24 protein-coding genes and 2 tRNA genes are annotated in these 24,397 nt (G+C 34.6%); 13 read left to right on the top strand and 13 right to left on the bottom strand.

The genetic code is table 11. The features are described from left to right. Nucleotides 1-501: 501 nt before the first annotated feature. From thrS to rplT, 4 genes are all read left to right on the top strand, one after another. Nucleotides 502-2,448, top strand: coding sequence for a threonine--tRNA ligase (gene thrS / locus CLV90_RS00490; protein ID WP_133685576.1), 1,947 nt, complete (start codon nt 502-504; stop codon nt 2,446-2,448). Between the two features lie 24 nt (nt 2,449-2,472). Next, on the top strand, nt 2,473-3,030 hold the full coding sequence (gene infC, locus CLV90_RS00485) for a translation initiation factor IF-3 (protein ID WP_133685575.1): 558 nt from the start codon (nt 2,473-2,475) through the stop codon (nt 3,028-3,030). 118 nt (nt 3,031-3,148) lie between these two features. Beyond that, entirely contained in the window at nt 3,149-3,346 is a 198-nt protein-coding gene (rpmI, locus tag CLV90_RS00480) for a 50S ribosomal protein L35 (protein ID WP_133685574.1), read from the top strand. A gap of 97 nt (nt 3,347-3,443) precedes the next feature. Further along, the gene (gene rplT / locus CLV90_RS00475) at nt 3,444-3,788 is read left to right on the top strand and encodes a 50S ribosomal protein L20 (RefSeq protein ID WP_133685573.1); all 345 of its coding nucleotides are present in this window, start codon (nt 3,444-3,446) and stop codon (nt 3,786-3,788) included. Between the two features lie 36 nt (nt 3,789-3,824). On the opposite strand, the gene CLV90_RS00470 is transcribed toward rplT, so the two are convergent. Then, nucleotides 3,825-4,103 (bottom strand): EF-hand domain-containing protein, encoded by a 279-nt coding sequence (locus CLV90_RS00470; RefSeq protein WP_133685572.1) that lies wholly within the window; start codon nt 4,101-4,103, stop codon nt 3,825-3,827. Between the two features lie 32 nt (nt 4,104-4,135). Next, on the bottom strand, nt 4,136-4,558 hold the full coding sequence (locus tag CLV90_RS00465; protein ID WP_133685571.1) for a secondary thiamine-phosphate synthase enzyme YjbQ: 423 nt from the start codon (nt 4,556-4,558) through the stop codon (nt 4,136-4,138). Between the two features lie 91 nt (nt 4,559-4,649). On the opposite strand from CLV90_RS00465, the gene CLV90_RS00460 reads away from it, so the two are divergent. Further along, nucleotides 4,650-5,459, top strand: a complete 810-nt coding sequence (locus CLV90_RS00460) for an HAD family hydrolase (RefSeq protein ID WP_133685570.1) — start codon at nt 4,650-4,652, stop codon at nt 5,457-5,459. 233 nt (nt 5,460-5,692) lie between these two features. Further along, nucleotides 5,693-6,589 carry a DUF1338 domain-containing protein gene (locus CLV90_RS00455; protein WP_133685569.1) on the top strand — a complete coding sequence of 299 codons (897 nt, stop codon included), beginning with the start codon at nt 5,693-5,695 and terminating at the stop codon, nt 6,587-6,589. A 268-nt stretch (nt 6,590-6,857) separates the two neighbouring features. Here CLV90_RS00455 and CLV90_RS00450 read toward each other — a convergent pair whose 3' ends face one another. Next, complete coding sequence (locus CLV90_RS00450; protein WP_133685568.1) at nt 6,858-7,847, bottom strand: helix-turn-helix domain-containing protein; 990 nt, start codon at nt 7,845-7,847, stop codon at nt 6,858-6,860. Between the two features lie 129 nt (nt 7,848-7,976). On the opposite strand from CLV90_RS00450, the gene CLV90_RS00445 reads away from it, so the two are divergent. Then, on the top strand, nt 7,977-10,394 hold the full coding sequence (locus CLV90_RS00445; protein WP_133685567.1) for a TonB-dependent receptor: 2,418 nt from the start codon (nt 7,977-7,979) through the stop codon (nt 10,392-10,394). A gap of 20 nt (nt 10,395-10,414) precedes the next feature. Continuing rightward, complete coding sequence (locus tag CLV90_RS00440; RefSeq protein ID WP_133685566.1) at nt 10,415-11,770, top strand: hypothetical protein; 1,356 nt, start codon at nt 10,415-10,417, stop codon at nt 11,768-11,770. 88 nt (nt 11,771-11,858) lie between these two features. Here CLV90_RS00440 and CLV90_RS00435 read toward each other — a convergent pair whose 3' ends face one another. The 6 genes from CLV90_RS00435 to tgt all read right to left on the bottom strand — a co-directional run bounded on the left by CLV90_RS00435 (nt 11,859) and on the right by tgt (nt 19,111). Further along, nucleotides 11,859-13,121, bottom strand: coding sequence for an asparagine synthetase B (locus CLV90_RS00435; protein WP_133685565.1), 1,263 nt, complete (start codon nt 13,119-13,121; stop codon nt 11,859-11,861). A 171-nt stretch (nt 13,122-13,292) separates the two neighbouring features. Beyond that, nucleotides 13,293-14,843, bottom strand: coding sequence for a replicative DNA helicase (dnaB, locus tag CLV90_RS00430; protein ID WP_133685564.1), 1,551 nt, complete (start codon nt 14,841-14,843; stop codon nt 13,293-13,295). 166 nt (nt 14,844-15,009) lie between these two features. After that, nucleotides 15,010-15,963: an acetyl-CoA carboxylase carboxyltransferase subunit alpha gene (locus tag CLV90_RS00425; protein ID WP_133685563.1), complete on the bottom strand. Its 954-nt coding sequence runs from the start codon at nt 15,961-15,963 to the stop codon at nt 15,010-15,012. Nucleotides 15,964-16,012: 49 nt separating this feature from the next. Beyond that, nucleotides 16,013-16,912: a DMT family transporter gene (locus CLV90_RS00420; RefSeq protein WP_133685562.1), complete on the bottom strand. Its 900-nt coding sequence runs from the start codon at nt 16,910-16,912 to the stop codon at nt 16,013-16,015. Further along, the gene (locus CLV90_RS00415) at nt 16,899-17,981 is read right to left on the bottom strand and encodes an LptF/LptG family permease (protein ID WP_133685561.1); all 1,083 of its coding nucleotides are present in this window, start codon (nt 17,979-17,981) and stop codon (nt 16,899-16,901) included. The genes CLV90_RS00420 and CLV90_RS00415 overlap by 14 nt, the downstream gene beginning before the upstream one ends. Continuing rightward, nucleotides 17,981-19,111: a tRNA guanosine(34) transglycosylase Tgt gene (gene tgt / locus CLV90_RS00410; protein ID WP_133685560.1), complete on the bottom strand. Its 1,131-nt coding sequence runs from the start codon at nt 19,109-19,111 to the stop codon at nt 17,981-17,983. Before tgt ends, CLV90_RS00415 begins: the two co-directional genes overlap by 1 nt. Before the next feature lie 238 nt (nt 19,112-19,349). Between tgt and CLV90_RS00405 the strand changes: the two genes are divergently transcribed. Beyond that, nucleotides 19,350-19,940, top strand: a complete 591-nt coding sequence (locus CLV90_RS00405; RefSeq protein WP_133685559.1) for a porin family protein — start codon at nt 19,350-19,352, stop codon at nt 19,938-19,940. A 70-nt stretch (nt 19,941-20,010) separates the two neighbouring features. Here CLV90_RS00405 and CLV90_RS00400 read toward each other — a convergent pair whose 3' ends face one another. Further along, nucleotides 20,011-20,976 (bottom strand): FKBP-type peptidyl-prolyl cis-trans isomerase, encoded by a 966-nt coding sequence (locus CLV90_RS00400; RefSeq protein WP_133685558.1) that lies wholly within the window; start codon nt 20,974-20,976, stop codon nt 20,011-20,013. 77 nt (nt 20,977-21,053) lie between these two features. Between CLV90_RS00400 and CLV90_RS00395 the strand changes: the two genes are divergently transcribed. Both CLV90_RS00395 and CLV90_RS00390 read left to right on the top strand, forming a co-directional pair. Then, complete coding sequence (locus tag CLV90_RS00395) at nt 21,054-21,482, top strand: RNA-binding S4 domain-containing protein (protein ID WP_133685557.1); 429 nt, start codon at nt 21,054-21,056, stop codon at nt 21,480-21,482. 48 nt (nt 21,483-21,530) lie between these two features. After that, nucleotides 21,531-22,028, top strand: coding sequence for a phosphoribosyltransferase family protein (locus tag CLV90_RS00390; protein WP_133685556.1), 498 nt, complete (start codon nt 21,531-21,533; stop codon nt 22,026-22,028). On the opposite strand, the gene CLV90_RS00385 is transcribed toward CLV90_RS00390, so the two are convergent. Next, a complete protein-coding gene (locus tag CLV90_RS00385) occupies nt 22,020-22,535 on the bottom strand; it encodes a shikimate kinase (RefSeq protein WP_208295083.1) in 516 nt (171 codons plus the stop codon). The two genes, CLV90_RS00390 and CLV90_RS00385, sit on opposite strands and share 9 nt — an antisense overlap. Before the next feature lie 140 nt (nt 22,536-22,675). Here CLV90_RS00385 and CLV90_RS00380 point away from each other — a divergent pair. Together CLV90_RS00380 and CLV90_RS00375 are read left to right on the top strand one after the other, a co-directional pair. Beyond that, nucleotides 22,676-22,751 (top strand) — tRNA-Lys (locus tag CLV90_RS00380). 95 nt (nt 22,752-22,846) lie between these two features. Next, nucleotides 22,847-22,919: transfer RNA gene (locus tag CLV90_RS00375), tRNA-Lys, on the top strand. Nucleotides 22,920-22,991: 72 nt separating this feature from the next. Here CLV90_RS00375 and CLV90_RS00370 read toward each other — a convergent pair. Then, on the bottom strand, nt 22,992-23,768 hold the full coding sequence (locus CLV90_RS00370; RefSeq protein ID WP_133685554.1) for a M90 family metallopeptidase: 777 nt from the start codon (nt 23,766-23,768) through the stop codon (nt 22,992-22,994). A gap of 218 nt (nt 23,769-23,986) precedes the next feature. Further along, nucleotides 23,987-24,397 (bottom strand): OmpA family protein (locus tag CLV90_RS00365; protein WP_133685553.1); only part of this gene is annotated, 411 nt, incomplete at its 5' end.

The following is a 24,397-nucleotide window of genomic DNA, read 5'->3' as shown; positions in this document are numbered from 1 at the left end:
TCTCGATTCCCCGGCTTCGTTTCCCTTAGGTGTTTCCCTAAGCGGCTGCAAATATACAACTGTTTTTTAACCTGGCAACTTTTATCGAAAAAAAAATTATTTTTCTTTTTTCCCAGACCTAATCAACATATATATGAACCTTTTTCCAACTCCCAGTTCCAAAATCATCTTCACCGTTTGCGGGGTGCAAATGTACACACTATTCTTAATATCACAACTATTTGTTTAAATAAAAATAAAGAAAAATTTACATCAACATGCAACATCTTAATAAATAACACTTTACCATTTCAGCACATAATAAACAAATCCAATTTTACTGAAAAAAGCTACTCAGATATTTAAAAATGCCTAAAGAAATATGCTTCAAATACCGACACTACACTACCCCACATCAACAACCAATAACCAATACTATATACATACCATACATTATAAGATGAATCTATTGCGGACGTGAATAGTTCATATTATCTTTGACACCCTATAATATGTACACAAATGATTAAAATTACACTTCCCGACGGATCGGTTAAGGAATTTGAAAAAGATACAACCCCAATAGCGGTTGCTAAAAGCATAAGCGAAGGATTAGCACGTAATGTTATTTCTGCAAAATTCAATAATACCATTGTTGAAACAACCACACCATTACAAAATGACGGGAGCTTAATTTTATATACATGGAATGACAAAGAAGGTAAAACCGCTTTTTGGCATTCTACTTCACATATTGTAGCTCAAGCTATAGAAGAACTATACCCAAAAGTGAAGCTAACCATAGGTCCTGCAATTGATAATGGATTTTATTATGACGTAGAACTTCCTACGGGTTCTATTTCTGATAAGGACTTTCCATCCATCGAAAAGAAAGCTTTAGAAATTGCAAGAGGCAAGCATGATTACAAAATGAGAGCTGTTTCAAAAGCTGATGCTCTTACATTTTATAAAAATCAAGGTAATGAGTATAAAGTAGAATTGATAGAAAACCTTGAAGACGGTACTATTACATTTTGCGACCATGATACTTTTACTGATTTATGTCGTGGTGGGCATATACCAAATACCGGTATTGTCAAAGCAATTAAGATATTAAGTGTTGCTGGAGCATACTGGAGAGGAAACGAAAATAATACACAACTTACACGTATATATGGGATATCATTTCCGAAGCAAAAAGAACTGACCGAATATCTAGAACTTTTGGAGGAAGCTAAAAAACGTGACCATAGAAAATTAGGTAAAGAATTAGAGCTATTTACTTTCTCTCAAAAGGTAGGGCAGGGTTTACCGTTATGGCTACCCAAAGGTGCCGCACTAAGAGAACGTTTAGAGCAATTCTTGAAAAAGGCGCAAAAGAAAGCTGGTTATGAAATGGTCGTTACACCTCATATTGGTCAAAAGGAACTATATGTTACCTCTGGTCATTATGAAAAATATGGAGCAGACAGCTTTCAACCCATTCATACGCCAAAAGAAGATGAGGAATTTTTGTTGAAACCAATGAACTGTCCGCATCACTGTGAAATTTACAACGCCAAACCATTTAGCTACAAAGAATTACCTAAAAGATTTGCCGAATTCGGTACCGTATATAGATACGAGCAAAGTGGCGAGCTGCACGGACTAACCAGGGTTAGAGGATTTACACAAGATGACGCACATATATTTTGTACACCAGAACAATTAGACGAAGAGTTCAAAGAAGTAATAGATCTATCCTTATATGTACTTGGATCTTTAGGATTTGAAGATTTCACAGCTCAGGTATCAGTACGTGATTTAGATACTCCAGAAAAATATATTGGATCCGTAGAAAACTGGGAAAAGGCAGAGCAAGCTATTATTAATGCCGCCAAAGAAAAAGGTCTTAATTATGTTATAGAAAGTGGTGAAGCTGCTTTTTATGGTCCTAAGTTAGATTTCATGGTAAAAGATGCTTTGGGCAGACAATGGCAATTGGGTACAATTCAAGTGGATTACAACCTTCCAGAAAGGTTCGATTTAACTTATAAGGGTAGTGACAATGAGCTTCACAGACCTGTTATGATACACCGCGCACCATTTGGCAGCATGGAACGGTTTATAGCATTATTAATAGAACACACGGGTGGTAATTTCCCGTTATGGCTAACCCCTGAACAAGCTATTATTCTTCCTGTTAGCGAAAAACATGAAAAATATGCTGAAAAAGTTTTAAAATCCCTAGAAAATAACGAAATTCGCGCTCTTATCGATGGTAGAAACGAGACTATAGGTAAGAAAATACGTGAAGCAGAAATGAGTAAAGTACCATTTATGCTAATCGTAGGGGAAAATGACGAAGTTGCAAATACTATTTCTGTGCGTAGACATGGAGGTGAAGACTTAGGAGCGATAGACGTAACTATGTTTACAGACTTGGTCAATAAAGAAATAAAGAGTACCTTAAAGACGTTTAAAGAATAAAAGTTTAATTAAAATTATTTAGTCATAGCAATACGTAAAAGATTTCGACCACAACCTAGAAGGGAAAATAAGAATCCCCACAATATCAATGAAAAGATAACGGCCCCAAATGTTAGGTTGGTAGGTGACAATGTAGAAGTAGGTGTATATCCTTTTCCTCAGGCTCTTGAGAAAGCAGAAGAATTAGGTTTGGATTTGGTGGAGATATCCCCCAAGGCAGATCCTCCTGTTTGTAAAATAATGGAGTATAAAAAGTTTTTATACGAGCAGAAGAAGAGAGACAAGGCCATGAAAGCGAAAGCTTCTAAGGTTGTTGTCAAAGAAATAAGATTTGGACCTCAGACAGATGACCATGATTATGACTTTAAAAAGAAACACGCTGAAAAGTTCCTTCAAGAAGGTGCTAAATTAAAAGCGTATGTGTTTTTTAAAGGTCGTTCTATCGTCTATAAAGATCAAGGTGAAATTTTATTACTAAAATTAGCCTCTGAGTTAGAAGAATTAGGAAAGGTTGAACAGATGCCTAAGTTAGAAGGAAAGCGTATGACTATGTTCATCGCTCCTAAGACTAAAAGTAAATAAAATAATACATCGGCTTCGCTCAGCGACCGAATGCATTTAAAAAATACTAAACGCTGCCTACATTTGTGAGCAGCGTTTAGCATGAAAAGTGAGATTAATATACATAAACTAGGAGAAAATGCCTAAACAAAAAACAAAATCCAGTGCTAAGAAGCGTTTTAAGCTTACAGGTACAGGTAAAATTAAAAGAAAGCACGCCTTTAAGAGTCACATTCTTACAAAGAAGTCTAAAAAGCGTAAGCTTGCGTTAACTCATGATACTTTGGTTCACCAAAATGATGTTAACAGCATTAAAGAACAATTACGTTTAAAGTAATACAAGTTCTTTAGAAGGTAAATTATTAACCATGGAGTTAGGCTTTAAAAGTTTCTTAAATTAAAAGGACGCCTACTACAAAAAAAATTAGAAAAAAATGCCAAGATCAGTAAATGCAGTAGCTTCAAGAGCCAGAAGAAAAAAGGTAATGAAGCAAGCCAAAGGTTACTTTGGAAGACGTAAAAACGTTTGGACAGTAGCCAAAAATGCGGTTGAAAAAGCAATGTTATATGCTTACAGAGATCGTAGAAACAAGAAAAGAACTTTTCGTTCGTTATGGATTACCCGTATTAATGCAGGTGCCAGACAACACGGAATGTCCTACTCTCAATTTATGGGAAAAGTAAAAGCTGGAAATATAGAACTTAACAGAAAAGTTCTTGCAGATTTAGCGATGAACCACCCAGATGCCTTTAAGGCAGTTGTAGATCAGGTAAAATAAATTAATAACAATCTCACTTTTAGAAAAATCCGATTCTCACGAATCGGATTTTTTAATTTTAGCTATAGCTGCCTTAAATTCTTCCCAATTTATAAGTTCATCGTTATTTTTATCATAACCCTCTATAAGCTTAGATCCTACAAGACCTCTTATAAATCCGCTTATTTCAGCCTGTTTTAATAACTTAACAATCTCCCCTTTTGTAAGTTTCTGGTCATTATCCTCATCAAAAAAATTAAATGCCATTTCAGGAGTTTCGAAATGATTGGTAATAAGGATTTGAATTTTATTTAAAATAGATTCTTCTGTCGTCATATTATTTTGTTTTAAATTAATTTAGTGATAATTCAATTTCCCCACAACGTCAACACTATATTTCTACCAGACGCGTGATTTCTATGCTCACAAAGATAAATTCCCTGCCAGACACCCATATTTAGTTTACCATTAGTTACCGGTATTTGTACCGAAGCTCCCATTAACGATGCTTTAATATGTGCAGGCATATCGTCTGATCCTTCATAATCATGTTTGTAATACGGTGCATTTTCAGGAACTAATACATTAATATGAGACTCAAAATCATCACGAACCGTTGGGTCTGCATTCTCATTAATAGTTAAACTTGCAGATGTATGCTTGATAAATACCTGCAGAAAACCTTGCTCGATTTTTTTGATTTCTGGCATTCTCGCAAGTAAATCATCGGTAATGATATGAAAACCTCTTGAATACGACCTTAAGCCAACTTCTTTTTGATATAATTTCATTTGCATAATATTATTAAATAAAGGTAAAACTTTGCTCTTTAGCTACGTTGCCAAACTTCGTTGAAATATCTTTACAAAAAATAAATACTACATGAATTTATCAAAGATTAAAATGGTTGTTTCTGATATGGACGGCACCTTATTAAACTCTAACCACGAAGTCAGCTATCAATTCTTTGAACTTTTTAAAGGGTTACAATCTAAAGGTATCACCTTTGTTGCTGCAAGCGGTAGACAATACAATAGTATTGTAGACAAATTAAATACCATTAAAGACGATATCATAGTAATTGCCGAAAACGGTGGTTTTGCTATGAAGCAGAATACCGAAATTCTAACTACACCTTTAGATAAAAACCATGTACAAGATATTTTAAAAACACTAAACGAAATACCTAATATACACCCAGTACTTTGTGGTAAACATCAAGCATACTTAACCGGTAAGTCAAATGAATTTATAAGCAAGCTGGCTGAATATTATACGGAATTTGAAATTATAGATGACCTTTTAGCTTTTGATTCTGAAGTCATCAAAATTGCCATTTATCATTTCGAAAGTAGCGAACAATATATTTACCCTTTTGTGAAACACTTCGAGGGTGATCTAAAAGTTAAGGTATCAGGTGAAAATTGGTTAGACATCTCTAATATAAATGCACACAAAGGTTACGCATTAACCAAAGTTATGGAAAGTTATAACTTAAAATCTGATGAAGTAATGGTCTTTGGCGACTATAACAATGACCTTGAAATGCTGGCGTTATCAGATTTCGGATTCGCTATGGAAAATGCCCATCCCAATGTAAAAGAAGTAGCTACCTATAGCACGACAAGTAACGACAATTTTGGTGTTGAACGTATTTTAAAAGAGCTCATAAAATCTAATATCAAATTGTAAAACATTTTTAATTACAAACAGTTTTAAATATTAACTGTGTATATGAAATTATTTACAAGTTGTATTCAAAAACAGCTTTATAACTCATACTTAAATCAATGAGCCACTACTATCATTTTTAAATTTGTACTTAGAAATACCCACAACCAAAGAGTAATACGTATTATTTCAAAATATATTTGATAGCTAGTCTAGAAACAATTGTAACTTTAAAGAAAATTAAATAGTCAACTATGGATTTTACTGATGACACAAAACTAGATAGCCTGATGGGAGCACTATTTACTCCTTACAAACAATCTGTTACAGATGTTCAAAAAGTGATAGATGCGTTACTGTCACATGCAATTATTAGTTCAGAAGATGAAATAGTAAACGACCATATTGCTTTTAGAACTCTTGGAGTTCCAAATTTAGGTATAGCCTCTTTCGAAAAGCTTTTTTTACATTACGGTTATGTAAAAAAGGACTATTATTATTTTAAAGAAAAAAAGTTGAATGCCTATTGGTACGCACCGCCATCACCTAAATATCCACGTATTTTTATAAGTGAATTAAGGGTAGATGATCTACCTGAAAAAGCAAAAACAATATTAAATAAGTATACTAAGGACATTCTTCAAGATCCTGTGGATAGTATTGATTTAAACAACATAGAGTCTGTTGGAAACTTTTTCTATAAGCCACTTTGGGAACTCCCTACAATTACCGATTATCAAGAGCTTCAAAAAATTAGTGAGTATGCTGCCTGGGTGTTGTACAATAGATATTATTTAAACCATTACACTATAAGCGTCCATGAGTTAAAGCAGCCATATAATTCACTAGAAAGCTTTAATAAGTTTTTGACAAGCATTGGTATCTCCTTAAATACTGCTGGCGGAGTCATTAAAACAAGTGCTGATGGTTTACTAAAGCAGACGAGTTCGGTAGCTAAAATGATAGATGCAATTTTCAAAGATGGTGAACACTTAGAAATATCTGGTAGTTATGTGGAGTTTGCCGAACGATTACCGTATCCAAAATCTACAAATGACAACGAGCCCACTAGAAGAAGAGATGGTTTTGAATCTGCAAATGCAGATAAAATATTTGAAAGTACCTACAGTTCTCAGACCAAGAAATCATAAAAACTAAAGAGCCAAAAAAACCGTGATGAATACTATCCTATTAATCACGGTTTTTTCAATCTGTATATGAATTGAAATAATGTCTTCTATTTCTTCTTTCTAGACAAGAAATGAAACATTGGTTAACATTCATCCACATCCTAGAGACGGTTACATTATCAAATTTTGAATTCGTTTTAGAAAATACACACTTGTTTTAAAAAAAAAATTACTAAATAGCGTCGAGCATATATTAAAAATGCTAGTTAAATAAACTTATTGTCCCTAACTACTGCACTGCAGGTTTTAACTCACTAGGCACATACCCCATAGTTCTTTTAAAAGCAGTAGTAAAATGCTGCGGATTTGCATAACCTACCTCATATGCCGCAAAAGCAATGGTTGCCCCATCTTGGATTATTAAACTCTTGGCAACCTCCATACGTAATGCTGTAATATATTTAAACACTGTTACCCCATAAATTTTTTTAAAATCTCTTTTCAATTTGGTAGCATTAAAACCTGCTATGTTCGCTAAATCTAAAATTTTCAATGGCTCTTTTAGGTTGTTTCTAATATGGGCTTCTACCTTTACAATAGATAAATAATCTGAATTTAGTAGTTTTATATTCGTCTTAGAAAGCTTAGAAGTTTGCCTACCTAAAAGAAAATCTATCATTAAAACCGTCAATTTACTTTCTAAATATATCTTTCTAATATCACCCTTATAAGGACATTGTATTATCTCATTTATTTTACTTCGAATTTGAGGAGGAATAAATTTGCTTTTATCCCATAATACAAAAGAGTTTGAGTTAGCTATTGCTGATTTTAATTTTTCAAATGAACTTTCAAATTCTGTTCCCAACAGGTTTTGCAATAAACTAGGTTTTACATAAATCTCAAATAATTTAGCATTTCCCTTAAAAAAAATATCCCTACCCTCAGTTGTTGGGTAGTAAAACATATTACAGTGGTTTTCTGGAATTTGAACCAAATACTTAATATGTCTAAGCGGTTGGTAGCAATAAGTTCCTTCTAGAGAAAAATGAAGTTTTATTAAATGTTTGTCGCTTGTTACACAAATTTCTGAATCGAATTGATGAATTAGATTTAAATCAGAAAAGTCTGCACCTCTAATAAAAGAATTATTATCCTTAGTGGTTACCTCTACTTCATTGAACTGAACGGAGTTATCAATAAATCCGTTTTTAAACAACTCACCCTCCCTCAATTCTTTTCTCAACAAATCGCTATTCATATGCTTTTCCTCTCCCAATTCAATACTTCCTTTTGCGTATGTTTAAATTCCTTTCTCGGTACTTGCCTTCTCATTCCTGCTTTAGATTTGCAAAACTAATTTATTTAGACTAAATCTTAATAAAGATAGTGACCTTTTTAAAACCAAATGAAAAATTTCTTTTTTACTGCACTTTTCTTCATATTAATAACTGTTCAAGGACAGCAAAATTCAGGTACAATTTCAGGTACTGTGCAAGACAACTCTGGCAACTCTTTACCATTTGCAAGTGTATTAGTTGAAGGATTAAAACTTGGTGTACTTACCGATGATAATGGCTTTTACACTATCAACAATATTCCAAAAGGAAAATACAACCTAGTAGTTTCGTTCGTTGGTTATGGCAAACGTTCAACACCTTTTGAAATATTAGAAAGCAACAGTAAAGTCATTCTAGATTTCACGCTACAAGAATCTACAGAGAATTTAGATGAAGTAACCATAAACGGTAAATCGTATGAAACAAAACTAGAAACAAAAGGTTTTGCTGTCAGCGCAATAAAAACCGAAGAAGCTAGCCTAAGAAATATTCAAACCAACGAATTACTGAACACTACAGTTGGAGTAAAAATTCGTCAAAATGGAGGCTTAGGATCAGATGTTACCTATAGTTTAAACGGATTATCGGGTAACTCGGTACGTATATTTATAGATGGCATTCCTATTTCTACGTACGGTAATTCATTCAACCTAAATAGCATACCACCTTCAATGATTAAAAACATTGAAGTTTATAAAGGCGTGGTCCCTGGGTATTTAGCTGACGATGCCTTGGGTGGAGCTATCAATATTGTACTCCACAATGATGCTAAAACTAACTTTAATGCTTCTGTGTCTTATGGATCATTCAATACTACACAAGCCAGTCTAAATGGCCTATATCGATTTGATAAATCAGGATTAACCGTTAAGGCTTCTCTTTTTCATAACTACTCTGATAATGATTATAAGGTATCGGGCAGAAGTGTCGTTGTCACTGGTTTAGGCGGTGTGCAAACTCCTATTACAGCAAGAAGATTCAATGATGCTTATAAATCTACTGGTGGTAGAGCAGAAATCGGATATACCGATGTAAAATGGGCTGACCAATTTTTTATTGGTATTACTGGATCAGATGATTATAAAGAAGTACAGCATGGAGCTTTTATGACCATAACCCCATATAAAGATAGGTTTTTAGAATCTGATGCTTTATTAGGAAGTATCAACTACCAAAAGAAAGATCTATTTACAAAAGGACTTGATATGAACATAAATGGTCTATATGGAAAAAGAAACCGCGCAGTAAACGATACCGTTTCTTGGGCATATAGTTGGAACGGAGAAAGAGCAATTGACTTTAGAGGAAATGAATATCAATACACCTGGAGGTCTCAACAAGAAGGAGGACCTACACTTGCTAAAATAAAAAGAAATGTAGCCTCTATAAGAAGTGGTGTTTCTTACGCCATAAACGACCATCATAGTGTATCGTTAAATCATGTCTATAGTGGTATCGACCGAGAAGATAGCGATGCCCTAAGATCTGTATTAGAAAATACTTTTGTTGGCACAAGAGAATTGAAAAAGAACATATACTCCTTAACCTACGAGCTAACTGCTTTTGATGAAAAATTAAAGGCAAATTTGTTTGGCAAACATTACCAACAGAAATCTACCAGTGTTGACCCTACAATTGAATCAGATGCTAACGGAAATGATGTGGTCGTTGATGAAGTCGTTGATAGTAACAAAAGTTATGATGGGTATGGTTTTGCTACTTCCTACGAGATTGTACCCAATATCACATTATTAGCATCCGCAGAAAAAGCAATTAGATTACCAGACGAAACTGAGATTTTTGGTAATGATGGTGATAATGTGGTAGCCAACTCAAGTATTGATCCAGAAAGTAGTGAGAACTTTAACTTAGGCTTCAGATTCGGAAATTTCAATATTGAAAAGCATGCTTTTACAATATCTACTAATGTTTTTACTCGAAATATAAAAGACAGAATTGGTCTACCTATAGAAACATCTTTGAATGTTGATGATGAATTAATACTATATGTAAACCAAGGTAGCGGTACCTCAAAAGGTTTTGACGCGCAACTAAATTACGCTTACGATAACAATTTTGGCTTGAACTTCAATATATCCAGATTTGATCTAAAAATTGAAAATCAAGGAATAGAAATCGATGTGCCCAATACTCCGTTTTTTACCATGAACGGTGGTTTACGCTATTCTTTCAAAAATTTAATTCAGAAGAAGTCTAGGCTTAATGCTTTCTACAATGTGTATTTCACAGATGAGTTTTCTTTTCTAACCGCACAAGGTAGCAACACCGTTGGTAATGAGTTTTTTACTGTACCCCAACAAATATCACAAGATTTCGGACTTAGCTATGCATTTCCAAATAACAAGTTTATAGTAAGTTTTGATATCAAAAATATATTCGACGAACCTGTTTACGATAATCTTTCTGTTCAAAAACCAGGAAGAGCTTTTTACCTAAAACTGAATTACGCAATTAATAAATTTTAATCTTTTAATTAATACTAAAAATGAAAAGAACGTTTCTAAATCTAAAAACCTTTGCTGCAATTATATTCACGGCTGGTCTTATGACCGCTTGCAGTAATGAAGACGATACCGTAGTAGCACCAGAACCAGATACAGAAGAACCAGATGCTGTCGAAGACCCAAGATGGATTACCGTTGCAGGAGCTAAAATGGGAGAAGAACCAGGTGATGGCAATGGCGGAACTTTAATATATTCTGTTACAAGTGAAGATGCTAAAAACCCTAATGTTTCTATTGAGCCTTTTGAAAACGGATTTATAGCACCTTCTAACAGAACGGCTAGATTACAATCTTCTGAAGATGGTAATACTATTTTTAATATTAGCTACGCAGGTGATACTGGTGGCAATTATACCAAGTACACTGTTGAAGGGGGACAAACTTTTACCCCGGCAGGTACAGAGGTTAGTATAGCGCCTTACGTTGGTACTGCTCCAAGATGGATAAAATTATTTGACGGGGATCAAACAGGTGCTGCAGTGTATGTGAACAATGAAAATGAATTTGATGAGAATGATGCCTACACTCGTACTGAAGCTACAATTGGTGTAGTAACTTTAGATTTAGTTAATTCTTCTATTAAAGAATTTCAAGAGCATAGTGTAGCTTTAAGTGCTGAAGAAGAAGCTCAGGGATACTATATTTCTAGAATTGATATGCCTACTTTAAATGCCGCAGGAGACAAGTTATATATTGGCGCTCGTTTAAGCAAAGTTGATCCTGCTACAGCTGAAAGTGATAGCGGTTTTGAGATTTTAGGTTCTAAAACCATCATATTAGACTACCCTTCATTATTGAATCCATCAGTTATTACCTCTACTGTTGGTCATGGAAATACGAATGGATACCGTAGTATCAATTCTTTCGAATACAACGGTAGCGTTTACCAAGCAAACCAAAACGATCCAGAAGGTTCTCATATTTTAAAAATTGATGCAGATAATGAATATGATGATACCTACGATTTTAATTTAGATGATGCTTTAGGTATTGAAGGTGCATATATTTTAGCATGGAGACCAGCTGCAAATGGTAAAGCGGTATTAGCTTATCGTCATGACGGTTCTGCTGAAGGTGTTGCTGGATTACAAGGATTTTTCGCTTTAGTAGATCTAAATGCTAAGACTGCTGTTAAAATTAATGACATACCTTACGATCCAGATTTCTACCTATTTCAATACCAAGGCTTTGTTGTTGAAGGAACAGAAATTTACCTTACCCAAGGTGCTGTTGGTCAAAACGGAAATATCTATGTTGTAGAAACAGAAACTGGTGCAGTAACTAAAGGTGCTGAGTTAGTAAATGTTGCAGGTAGTCACTTTATCGGGGTATTCTAGACCCAAAGAAGAAACTTATATAAAAAACCGTGATCAATACTTTCGTATTGATCACGGTTTTTTATTTCAATTGAAACAAGAATGAAAATCAGGTCTTTTGCTTCTTCTTTCTGGCTGCCGGAAATAATACATTATTCAATATTAAACGATATCCCGGTGAAGTAGGATGCAACTCTAACTCTGTTTTTGGGTCCCCTACTCTATGTTGATAATCTTCAGGATCATGGCCACCATAGAAAGTAAAGAATCCCTTCCCCTTAATTCCGTGAATATATCTTGCTTCTTCATTCAACTTATTTTCCCCTAACACTAAAACTGTAGGTTTAATTTCAGAACGTGTAAAAGCAGTTGTCTGCCCCATGAATCCTTTTACCAAAGAGGTGTGGTTCTGGCAAAGCATCGTAGGCACAGGGTCCCATTTTGCCGAGAAATCCATCAAAGAAAAGTAATCAGATTCCTTTGGTACATTACCCCTTTTATTTGTCATATCAATTGAAGAGAATTCATATTTCAGCGGACTACGTTCCAAGATAAAATCGGTAAAGGCAAACGTTTTTCCGTAATCTAAGCTAGCTTGATAGTTAGGGTCAGAAGCATCACCATCGAACATAGGTTCTACTATATCAATACCGTCAGCAGCTAAAGCAATATCAAAACTATCGGTTGCAGAACACATGGCAAACATGAATCCGCCACCAATAACATAGTTTCTAATTTTTAAAGCGACTGCTCTTTTTTCTTCAGATACTTTATCGAATCCTAATTTCTTGGCTAACTTTTCTGAATTCTTTTTTCCTTCAATATACCAAGGTGTTGCTCTATATGCTCCATAAAATTTGCCATATTGTCCTGTAAAATCTTCGTGATGCAGGTGAAGCCAATCGTACAATGCTAACTTATCTCCCAATACTTCTTCATCATAAATAGTGGTATATGGTATTTCAGCATACGTCAATGCCATAGTTACGGCATCATCCCAAGGTTGTTTGTCTTGCGGAGAATACACTGCAATTCGCGGAGCTTTTTCTAAAATTACCGCATCTTGATTAACTGAAGGACTACTGATTTCATTTAGTATTCTGTTTGCTTGTGCATCAGATAAAATTTCAAAACTAACTCCCCGTATTTGGCATTCTTTTCTAATACTTTCCCCATCTGGCAATAAAAAAGATCCTCCCCTATAATTCAATAGCCATTGTACTTTTTGTTGTTTTGCCAAAACCCAATAGGTAATTCCGTAAGCTTTTAAATGATTTTTCTGGGTATCAGAATCCATAGGAATCAAAATTGATGATGCAGATAATTGTACAGAAAGTAAAAGGAAGAAGACCGTTGTTATTAATTTGGACATAAAGGATAATAAAAGTATTCACTCAAAGATATAGTAAAATCTTTGGAGGACTATTTAAGGTACAGTTAAAGCTATTGTAATATAAGATAACATGAGTTGAAAATAAATTGATTTAAAACAAAAAAGTCTCCCAGAACAGGAGACTTTTTAAACTTATAATTAAGTTGTTATTTAAAAAGGAACATCATTATCCTCATCAAAATCAGGACCATTATTCATACTACTTCCAAAAGCATCATCTGCACTTGGTAAGTTTTTAGTCGCAAACGGATTCTCTTCATTTGCATTCATTTTAGATTGGAATTCGAAAGGAGAGTCAAAATCATCAAGGTTATCGAACTTACCTTGGTTACCAATAAATTTCAGCCTAATATTTTCTAGACCACCATTACGGTGTTTTGCTACAATAAATTCACCTTGACCTTGTGTAGGTGTACGTTCTTCATCATCCCACTCTTCTATTTTATAGTATTCTGGTCTATAGATAAACGAAACAATATCGGCATCTTGCTCAATCGCTCCAGATTCTCTCAAATCCGAAAGAATTGGTCTTTTACTGCCTCCACGTGTTTCAACCGCACGAGATAACTGTGATAATGCAATTACAGGAACGTTCAATTCTTTTGCAAGGGCTTTTAAGTTCCTAGAAATAGTAGATATTTCCTGTTCCCTGTTTCCGCCTTTTTGACTACCACCAGCTGTCATTAACTGCAAGTAATCGATCATGATCATTTTTATACCATGTTGAGACGCAAGACGTCTTGCTTTTGCACGTAGATCGAAAATAGATAATGACGGAGTATCATCAATGAACAAAGGTGCCTTCTCTAAAGTTTTCACCTTTACGTTTAACTGCTCCCACTCATGCTTTTCTAACTTCCCGGTTCTTAATTTTTCTGAAGACAATCCTGTTTCAGAAGAAATTAGTCTTGTAATCAGCTGTACCGAAGACATCTCCAACGAAAAGAAAGCTACTGGCGTATTTGTATTTACGGCCATATTTCTAGCCATAGATAAGGTAAAAGCCGTTTTACCCATACCAGGACGTGCAGCAACGATAATTAAATCACTTGGCTGCCAACCAGATGTAAGCTTATCTAGTTTATCAAAACCTGAGGCGACACCACTCATACCCTCTTTACCGGCAATCTCTTCAATTCGTTTTTTGGCTTGTATTACCAAATCTTGCGCAGTTTCTGCGGAACGCTTTAAATTACCTTGTGTAACATCATACAGTTTTGCTTCGGCAGTATCTAGCAAGTCAAAAACATCCACAGCCTCATCATAAGCCTCTTCAATAATTTCACCAGAAATTTTGATTAGACTACGTTGAATAAATTTTTGAAGAATAATACGGGCATGAAACTCAATATGAGCAGATGAAGCTACTTTTTGAGTCAATTTTATCAAATAAAAATCACCTCCACATACCTCTAGCTTACCAGCTTTCTTAAGTTGTGACGAAACGGTTAATAAATCTATAGGTTGCGACTCTTCAAAGAGAATGAAGATAGCTTCGTAAATGAATCTATGAGCGTCTTTATAGAATACATCTGGGTGTAAAATATCTATAACTTCATCAACCCCTTTTTTATCTATCATCATAGCACCCAACACAACCTCTTCTAAATCAATAGCTTGTGGTGGAATTTTGCCTCTTTCAAGACTAATAATATTAGATTTGTCGATCTTTCGAGCAACAAAAGGTTTCGTGTTCTCCATAGTGCGAAAGTATACAATTAACCTTTAGTTAACGTGAAAAATATCAATTTCGATGTTCACAGTTGACTAACAATTGACTGTTAATAAGTTACGATTTTCTGTTAATAACATAAAAAAACCGAGGAATAAAATCCTCGGTATATTTTAAAGAAGCCTAAAATGTAGATTAGCCGTTGAAAACACCCATTTGGGCATATTTATCCATACGCTGATTTACTAATTCTTTTGGTGATAACTTTTGTAAATCCTCAAAATGAGAAGAAATTTTATTCTTTACGATTTCGAAAGTCTTTTCTCTGTTAGCATGAGCACCACCTGCAGGTTCGCGAATGATTTCATCTATTAGTTTCAACTTTTTCATATCGGTAGCAGTTAATTTTAAAGCCTCAGCTGCTATTTCTTTATACTCCCAACTTCTCCATAATATAGAAGAACAAGATTCTGGCGAAATAACTGAATACCAAGTATTCTCGAGCATTAAAACTTTGTCACCTACACCTATACCCAAAGCACCACCAGATGCACCTTCACCAATAATTACAACAATTATAGGCACTTTTAGGCGGGTCATCTCCATGATGTTCCTTGCAATAGCTTCTCCTTGTCCGCGTTCCTCAGCTTCAATACCTGGGTAAGCACCCGGTGTATCGATTAGGCAAACAACAGGTACTTGGAATTTTTCTGCAGACTTCATTAAACGTAAAGCCTTTCTATAACCCTCTGGGTTGGCCATACCAAAATTTCTATACTGGCGTGTTTTTGTATTGTATCCTTTTTGTTGACCAATGAACATATAACTCTGATCACCGATTTTACCTAAACCACCGATCATCGCCTTGTCATCTTTTACAGTACGATCACCATGTAGTTCTAAGAAAGTATCACCACAAATAGCTTTAATATAATCTAATGTATAAGGTCTGTTTGGATGTCTAGATAACTGTACGCGTTGCCAAGCAGTTAGATTTTTATAAATATCTTTTCTGGTATCGGTAAGTTTCTTTTCAATTTGCTTACAAGTTTCTGATACATCGACATCACTTTCCTCGCCAATAATCATACACTTGTCCAATTGCTCTTCCAGTTCTTTAATAGGAAGTTCAAAATCCAAATATTCCATATTTCTATTAAGTTTCTTTAGTTGCGGCTCAAAGATAAAACTTTAATACCTAAATCTTGGGTACCCTTTTTTTAATATTCGCTCTTTGCTTTAAAATACCGTTGGCAATGACCGTACTGAGTATAATTAGTGCTCCCACATAAAACATAGGTTTCATCTTTTCTTCAGAGCCAAAAATAAGCCAAGCTAACAAAATACCGTATACTGGTTCTAGATTTGTAGTAAGCATCACTGTATATGGCGTTAGTACACGCATAATTTTTACTGATGCAATAAATGCATATGCTGTACAGATAAGGGCTAGTATAATAAGGTAAACCCAGTCCGTTTGAGGTAGTGTGATCAACGACATATTAAAATCACCTTTCATCAGTAATAATACAGATAAGAAAACCATTCCTACACCTAACTCATAAAAAGAAATGACCGATGGTTTGTGGTTTTGTACCAACTTACCATTGATCAATGAAAAAATAGCGGCTAAAAAAGCTGATATCAGTGCGATGACCATACCATAGATATACTCGGTTTCTACCTTAAAAATGAGATATAGCCCTGCAACGACCATTAAACCAAAAACAATTTCGTACCCTATAATTTTACGTTTATACCAAAAAGGCTCCATTAATGCGGTAAAAAATGCGCCAGTAGACATCATAGCCAATGCTACAGATACTGTAGATACTTTTATGGCAAGAAAGAAGGTTACCCAATGTAACGCTACCACAATACCACCGCCAACCAGGCAATAAAATGTTTTTCTAGAAACCTTTAGGCTGAATTTTGCTAAAAGAATATAAATCGCAATAAAAAGCGTCGCCAAACCCATTCTGATCCATACTAACGGCAATGAATCAATGGTAATCAATTTACCTAAAATGGCTGTAAAGCCCCATATAAAGACTATGAAATGTAAATGGAGAAGGTTATGAATTCTATCTTTTTGCATTTTGTAGTAGATAAAAGGCCAGACATCCAAATACTACATTTGGTATAATTACGGCGAGCAAAGGTGAAAAGCCCGATTGCTCGGCGAGTACACCGAATACTTTATCAAAAAATATAAAAATAAATGCAATTAAAATACCGAAAGCCAAATTAGCTCCCATACCGCCACGTCTCTTCACAGAAGAAACCGAAACGGCTATAATGGTTAAAATAAACGCTGTTAATGGCAAAGCCCAACGCTTGTATTTTACCAATACATAGGTATTAATATTTGATGCACCCTTTCTTCTTTGATCTTTAATAAAAGTATCTAATTCAAAAAGATTCTTTGTTTCGGCAACGTATGAAACGGGAGTTAAATCGCCAATATCAAAAGCAAAAATGGTATCTAGCCGGCGTTTACTTTCAATAATTGCAGTATCACCTAGTACAGTTCTTTTTTTATAAGATGTTAAGCGGTAATTAGAATCTTTTTCGACCCAACGAATATTGGCTGCAGATATCTTAAAATCTAGCTCGTTTTTTTCATTAAAACGTTCAAAGGTAAAGTTATGACCTAACTGCCTAGCGGGATCAAAACTGCTTACATATATAAAATCTGTCTCGTTGAGCTGATTGAATATGTTATTGGTAACCCGATCTTGTTTCCCTTTTTTAAGGTATTTGTACTTAAATTCATTGAAACCTACACTGGCATTGGGCACAATGAACATAGTCATAAAGAACATTAATATTGCCACCATAGAAGCCCCTATTAAATAAGGTCTTAAAAAACGCCCATAAGAAACTCCAGAACTTAAAATAGCCACAATTTCGGTATTGTTCGCCAACTTAGAAGTAAAGAATATTACAGAGAGGAATAGAAAAATAGGAAATAATAGATTACCGATGTATATAGTGAAATTCACATAATACATCACAATTTCATTCAATGGTGCTTCGTTGTCGATCATTTTACCGATCTGCTCTGCCAAATTCACCATTATACCAATGGGAATGAATAGCAAAAGCATCAACGAAAAAGTCGCTAGATACCGTTTTAGAATGTATTTATCTATTATTGATAGCATTATAGCCTTTTATCCATTTGTTTTACCATCATATCTTTCCACGTTCTAAAATCACCTGCAATAATGTGTTTACGAGCTTCTCGCACTAGCCACATATAAAAGCCTAAGTTATGAATTGTTGCAATTTGTTTACCTAAATATTCATTAGCGGCAAACAAATGTCTTAAATATGCTTTAGAATACTCATGGTCTACAAAGGTAGTTCCCATTTCATCTATAGGTGAAAAATCATCTTCCCACTTTTTGTTCTTTATATTTATGGTGCCGTGTGCTGTAAATAACATACCATTTCTTGCATTTCTGGTAGGCATCACACAATCGAACATATCTATACCTAAGGCAATATTTTCTAGAATATTAATAGGTGTACCAACACCCATTAAATATCGTGGTTTATCTTCAGGTAAAATTTCACAAACGACCTCGGTCATGCCATACATTTCTTCTGCCGGCTCACCAACTGAGAGTCCGCCAATGGCATTCCCTTCAGCACCAGCATTAGCAATGTATTCTGCAGATTGCCTTCTTAAATCTTTATAAGTAGATCCCTGTACGATAGGAAAAAATGTTTGCGCATAGTCATACTCAAAAGGTATTTTTTCAAGATGATTTATACATCTATCTAACCACCTATGCGTCATATGCATTGAGCGTTTGGCATAGTTGTACTCGCAAGGGTAAGGTGTACATTCATCAAAAGCCATGATAATATCTGCACCGATCACACGCTGAATTTCCATTACGTTCTCTGGTGTAAATAAATGGGTAGAGCCATCTATATGCGATTTAAACTTTACCCCTTCTTCTTTTATCTTTCTATTTGCAGATAAAGAATATACTTGGTACCCACCACTATCGGTAAGAATATTTCTATCCCAACCCATAAATTTATGGAGTCCGCCTGCTTTCTTTAAAATTTCGGTTTTCGGTCGAAGAAATAAATGATAGGTATTACCAAGAATAATATCTGGATTGACCTCTTCTCTCAACTCTTTTTGATGCACGCCTTTAACAGAGGCTACCGTACCCACCGGCATAAAAATTGGGGTTTCAATAGTACCATGGTCAGTAACAATAGTACCTGCCCTAGCCTTTGATTGTAAATCGGTATTGTGTAGTGTAAACTTCAAACTTTCTAATTCTAGCTGCAAATATAATGAACTGTGTTTGGGAAAAACTTAATAAAAAGCAAAGATGTTACTGAAATAGTGAAACGATACAATTGTGTATTGTAACTCTAAAAAACTTTAATTAATTCAAAAACATCAGTAAACAATAAAGGTATTTTACCTCCGTTCTGATGGTATAACGAGAAATGGAACATTTGGTATCGTATTTGCTACTTGTTCCACCTAAACAACAATGAATATGAAAAAAACAATTTTAGTTGCCTTTATGGCAATCTCTGGGTTTTATGGGGTAGCACAGAGCGATTCGGGATTCGGAATTAAAGGAGGATTAAACTACAACGCTAATGGAGATTATTTTGAGTCTGCCGGTGATGCAGCAAGAAATCCGGATAGAAACGTAGGATATCATGTTGGTGTCTTCGGAAAATTCGGAGCTTCTAAAGTTTATGTTAGACCAGAATTGGTGTACACCAAAACAAAGTCTGATTATGACGGAGCCGATTTCGATATGAGCAAATTAGATGTACCTGTACTATTAGGTATTAACTTAATTGGTCCGTTACACGTTTTTGCGGGTCCTAGTTTTCAATATATTTTAGACACCGAATTTGATGGTGTTACTATTGATGATGTAGAAAATGATTTTTCTGTAGGTATGAATATTGGTGCCGGAGTAAGCCTTGGTAAATTCGGGATAGATTTACGTTATGAGAGAGGATTCAGCGATAATGAAGCTTCTTTCATCAATACCAACATTACAAATCTAGGTCCCAGTAGAATAGATACAAGACCAGACCAATTGATCTTAAGTTTGTCTTTGGCACTGTAAACGTAAACACAAGAAATAAAAAAACCTCTTAAAATTCTTAAGAGGTTTTTTTATGCTTTAAAGTGAAATACTATAAGTCATTATCAAGATGATCAGGCGTACCATCACCATCGGTATCTAGGAAACCAACAAAATTACCATCTGCATCTAGTTCAATTTCATCAATCGTTAATATACCATCACCGTCATCATCTGGATCAGTATAATTGGCAATATATACTCTAGCAGCGGCTTCTGCTTCTTCATTAGTATTATCATTATTTAAGTTTCCGTCATTATTTAAATCTTCTAAAATAGAAGGTATACCGTCTTCATCGAAATCAGTATCGACCTCATAACTAAAAGCATCAATCTTAAATATTAATGGTGAATAAGTAGGGATACTACCACTAGCTGAACTAGAATCAAAATAACCAAGACCAGATGGCATAAAAATAGCTCCTATTCCATATCCTTCATAACTAATTGTTCCATCTCCGTTTTCAATTGGACCATTACCGGTTTGAAAGTTTTTCATACCATTACCAAAGCCTCGTACAACACCAGATAAGTTAAGAGGTATTGGTTGATTTGAAGAAGCATCGAACAAACTACCATCTAAAAATGAACCTTCATATCTCAAAATAACATTATCGCCAATTGTTGGTTTGCCTGCTACTACGCCCTGTCTTACAACCAAAGTATATAACTTTTGATCGATTGTTTCATTGTCATCTGCACGTCCTAAAGACTCAGAATTAACAGAAATCGTCTGGGTAATTAAATTCGGACTATCAAATAGAGATTGTTGAGTACTGTTTACACCAGCGATCGTATCAAATTTAATTTTGAAATCAAAACCTTCTGGTGGTGTATCGAACTCTTCTTTATTATAGAAATGTGTTTTTAAAAATTCTATGATTTCAGCATCATCCTCTACAGTAACTTCACTTAATAACCTTGGTGGTACAACTTCACCTATAGCATCGTCATCATTGTTACAAGAACTTATTATTAGTAAACCAGCTATTAGCAAATAGGCATTTTTCAATTTCATCAATAATTTATTTTGAACGCGCAAGATACAATTTTCCCCTATTTTTGTTTGGAAGTTAACAAAGAAATGCAACTATAATGCGTATAGATAAATTCTTGTGGAGTCTACGATATTTTAAAACCCGAAACATTGCCACAACCGCCTGTAAAAAAGGGCATGCAAAAATAAATGGTATCGCTGCTAAACCAGGTAGAGAAGTGTACCCTATGGATGAAATTGTGGTACGTAAAAATCAAATTGACTATAAATTTACGGTTCTTGACATACCGCCAAGTCGCGTAGGTGCTAAACTTGTAGACATTTATAGAAAAGACACCACACCTAAAGAAGCCTTTGAGCATAACGAACTTTTACAATATTCTAAAGACTATTATCGTAAAAAAGGTGTTGGCAGACCTACCAAAAAAGACCGAAGAGATATTGATGATTTTTTAGATAGCGATATCAAAGACAACGAAGCAGGCAACACAGAGGTAGATAATAAAAGTAAAGAAGTTGAAGATTAGCCTAAACTTTTAAAAACATACCTATCTTTATTATTTTAAGAACAACACATGCAACATACCATACTTTCGCACCAGCAGATTCAACATAAAATAGAACGTATAGCCTACCAAATCTATGAGGCGAATGTTTCTGAAGAAGAAATCATTATTGCTGGTATACAGGGCGGCGGGCTCGATTTTGCAAAAAAAATAGTCGCTAAACTCAAAAAAATTACTGACGCTAAAATTGTGCTGTGCAAATTGTCTATGGATAAGAAAGATCCATTATCTAGCGGAGTAACGACATCATTGCCCGATGCAGATTTTATTAATAAATCGGTAGTTATAGTAGATGATGTTTTAAACTCTGGCACTACTCTAATATACGGAGTGCATCATTTTCTAAAAACACCATTAAAGCAACTTAAAACTGCTGTTTTGGTGAATAGAAATCATAAGAAATATCCCGTAAAGGCAGATTATAAGGGTATTTCATTATCTACTTCGCTACAAGAACATGTAAACGTTCATTTTGAAACTAAAAACGATAGAGTCTATTTAGACTAGTTTGTTTACAATCATTTCAGCAATCTCTGTCGGAGTGTTATTATTAATTTTCACCTTTTGGTGTGCCTGATTGTAAAAGTAGCTTCGCTCAAATAAATGCATGCCAATAAACTCAGTTAACTTGTCATCTTCTAAATGAGAAATCATTGGTCGATGACTTTTTTCTTTCATTAAACGATCAGTAAGTTCATTTATACCGACATTCAAATAAAACGAATTGGCAGTTTTCTCATTTATCAAGGCCATATTAGTACCAAAACAAGGAGTACCACCACCTAAAGAAAGCACAAAACTGTCTTTATTTGAAAAAACTTTATTGAGATATTCTATTTCTTTTTTTCTAAAATAGATTTCTCCTTTGGTCTCAAAAATGGAAGCAATAGACATCGCCTCACCTTCTTCAATATAGTCGTCTAAATCTAAAAATTTAATATTCAAATGGTTAGCTACAATTCTACCAACAGTAGATTTGCCACTGCCCATATACCCTAACAATACTATTTTCAAGTTTTTCATTGGTACAAAATTGAACTAATTAATACGCTTTTCAAAAAAAAATAAATTTATCTTGAAAAGGGTTTGTTAAATAAAGTAATCGACTTATATTTGCACCCGCATTGAGGGAATTATTTTCCAAATTTGCTTTTGACCTGGTAGCTCAGTTGGTAGAGCATCTCCCTTTTAAGGAGAGGGTCCTGGGTTCGAGCCCCAGCCCGGTCACCAATAAATAGTAGCCTCTTCACCAAAAAGAGGCTTTTTTATTTAAGCGTTCAAACTTATTTTATAAGTAATTAACGTTAGCGTTCTTAAGATTTTTTGACCTGGTAGCTCAGTTGGTAGAGCATCTCCCTTTTAAGGAGAGGGTCCTGGGTTCGAGCCCCAGCCCGGTCACTTTTAAACCTTCAAATATTTAATATTTGGAGGTTTTTTTGTTTTAGGCGATAATTAAAGATTGATTTTTAGTCAAGAAGAATAGCGATACATCTTCTTCATTAAACTATAAAGTTCTGGGTGCTTTTTTTGAAATTCCTCTGGATTATTAAAGAAGTATTCACTTGCGACACTCAAAAATTCAACTTCACTGGTAGCACCATACGGATTAATATCAGATTCATTTTCTTTGATACTTTCTATTTCTTTGTGCATCAGTTTTAACCAAGGGGCTACATATTGTTTTTGCATAAGACTTTCTGGGATACCATCAACAACACCATCTGCCATATCTATTAAATGAACAAACTCATGAATACCAACATTACTAGATGAATTCTCATTCTTGAATCCTGCACGTAAGGCGGGCAATGATAAAATCATTAAACGATTCATATTGCCTTTACCTACTTTTCCTAAAATATTACGTCCAGCACCTTCTGTCTGGTGGTCATTATTAAAACTACCTTGATAAAGTAATACCTCATTAATATTACGGTATCGTAATTCTGGAAATCCAAATAACGGTATTACTGCACTTGCACCAACTAACAAACGATCAGTATCGTCTATATCAATCTTTACCCCAGTTATAGCTACATCGTCAAAGAAATATAATAGTTCTTGTTCAAAACGTAGCTTGTCGGCTGCAGACAAATCTTCATAAAAAGTAACTTCTTTAGTAAGAATATGACGCCAAGAAGGATTAAAGTCATTCAGATTAATGGTTTTCTTGTAGAACCAAACCCTCCAAATTATTAAAATAATAAAAAGTAATAAAGGAAGAAAGTAAACAAAGATAGTAGACATATTTAAAGTTAAGATGTTTAAAAAAACTATAACAAAGAACTTAATTTCTATTTGATATACTTTCTTTCTCCTTATTAAACGTACAATTATTATTTATGTATTTAAATATTATCTAAGTGATTTATTGACTATTATACATAAATATGGTTTTTATTAACAACAAAAAAAGGGAAGGAGCTATGCTCCTTCCCTTTTCAATATATTTTGATATTTGTTATTTATTCCACCACTATAAACTCAGATCTTCTGTTGAGTTGATGGTTCTCTTTGCTACAAGGTACATTGTTGCTACAACCGTTTGTAAGTTCGGTCTCGCCATAGCCTTCATATGAGATTCTGTTGCTCGGGATACCTGCCGCTATTAGATAATCGGCCGTTGCCTTTGCCCTGTTCGCCGATAATCGCATGTTATAACTATCGTTCGCCCTTGAATCGGTATGTGAGCGTACCTGTACGTTTACGCTCGGGTATTCGTTCAAATATGCCAATACCTTGTCGATGCTGATCTTGGCATCTTTCCTGATGAAGTACTTATCGAAATCGAAGTAGATCGGTTCTATGTTCAGGTATTTGGCAAGGTCCGTTCCTAGCGGTGCACCGTTGTCCACTTGTACCAACATTACTTCAAT

It is taken from the genome of Maribacter spongiicola, assembly GCF_004364165.1.
Classification (GTDB): Bacteria; Bacteroidota; Bacteroidia; order Flavobacteriales; family Flavobacteriaceae; genus Maribacter; species Maribacter spongiicola.
The sequence above is the reverse complement of the archived record's forward strand: the minus strand, read 5'-3'. Positions and strand labels throughout refer to the sequence as shown.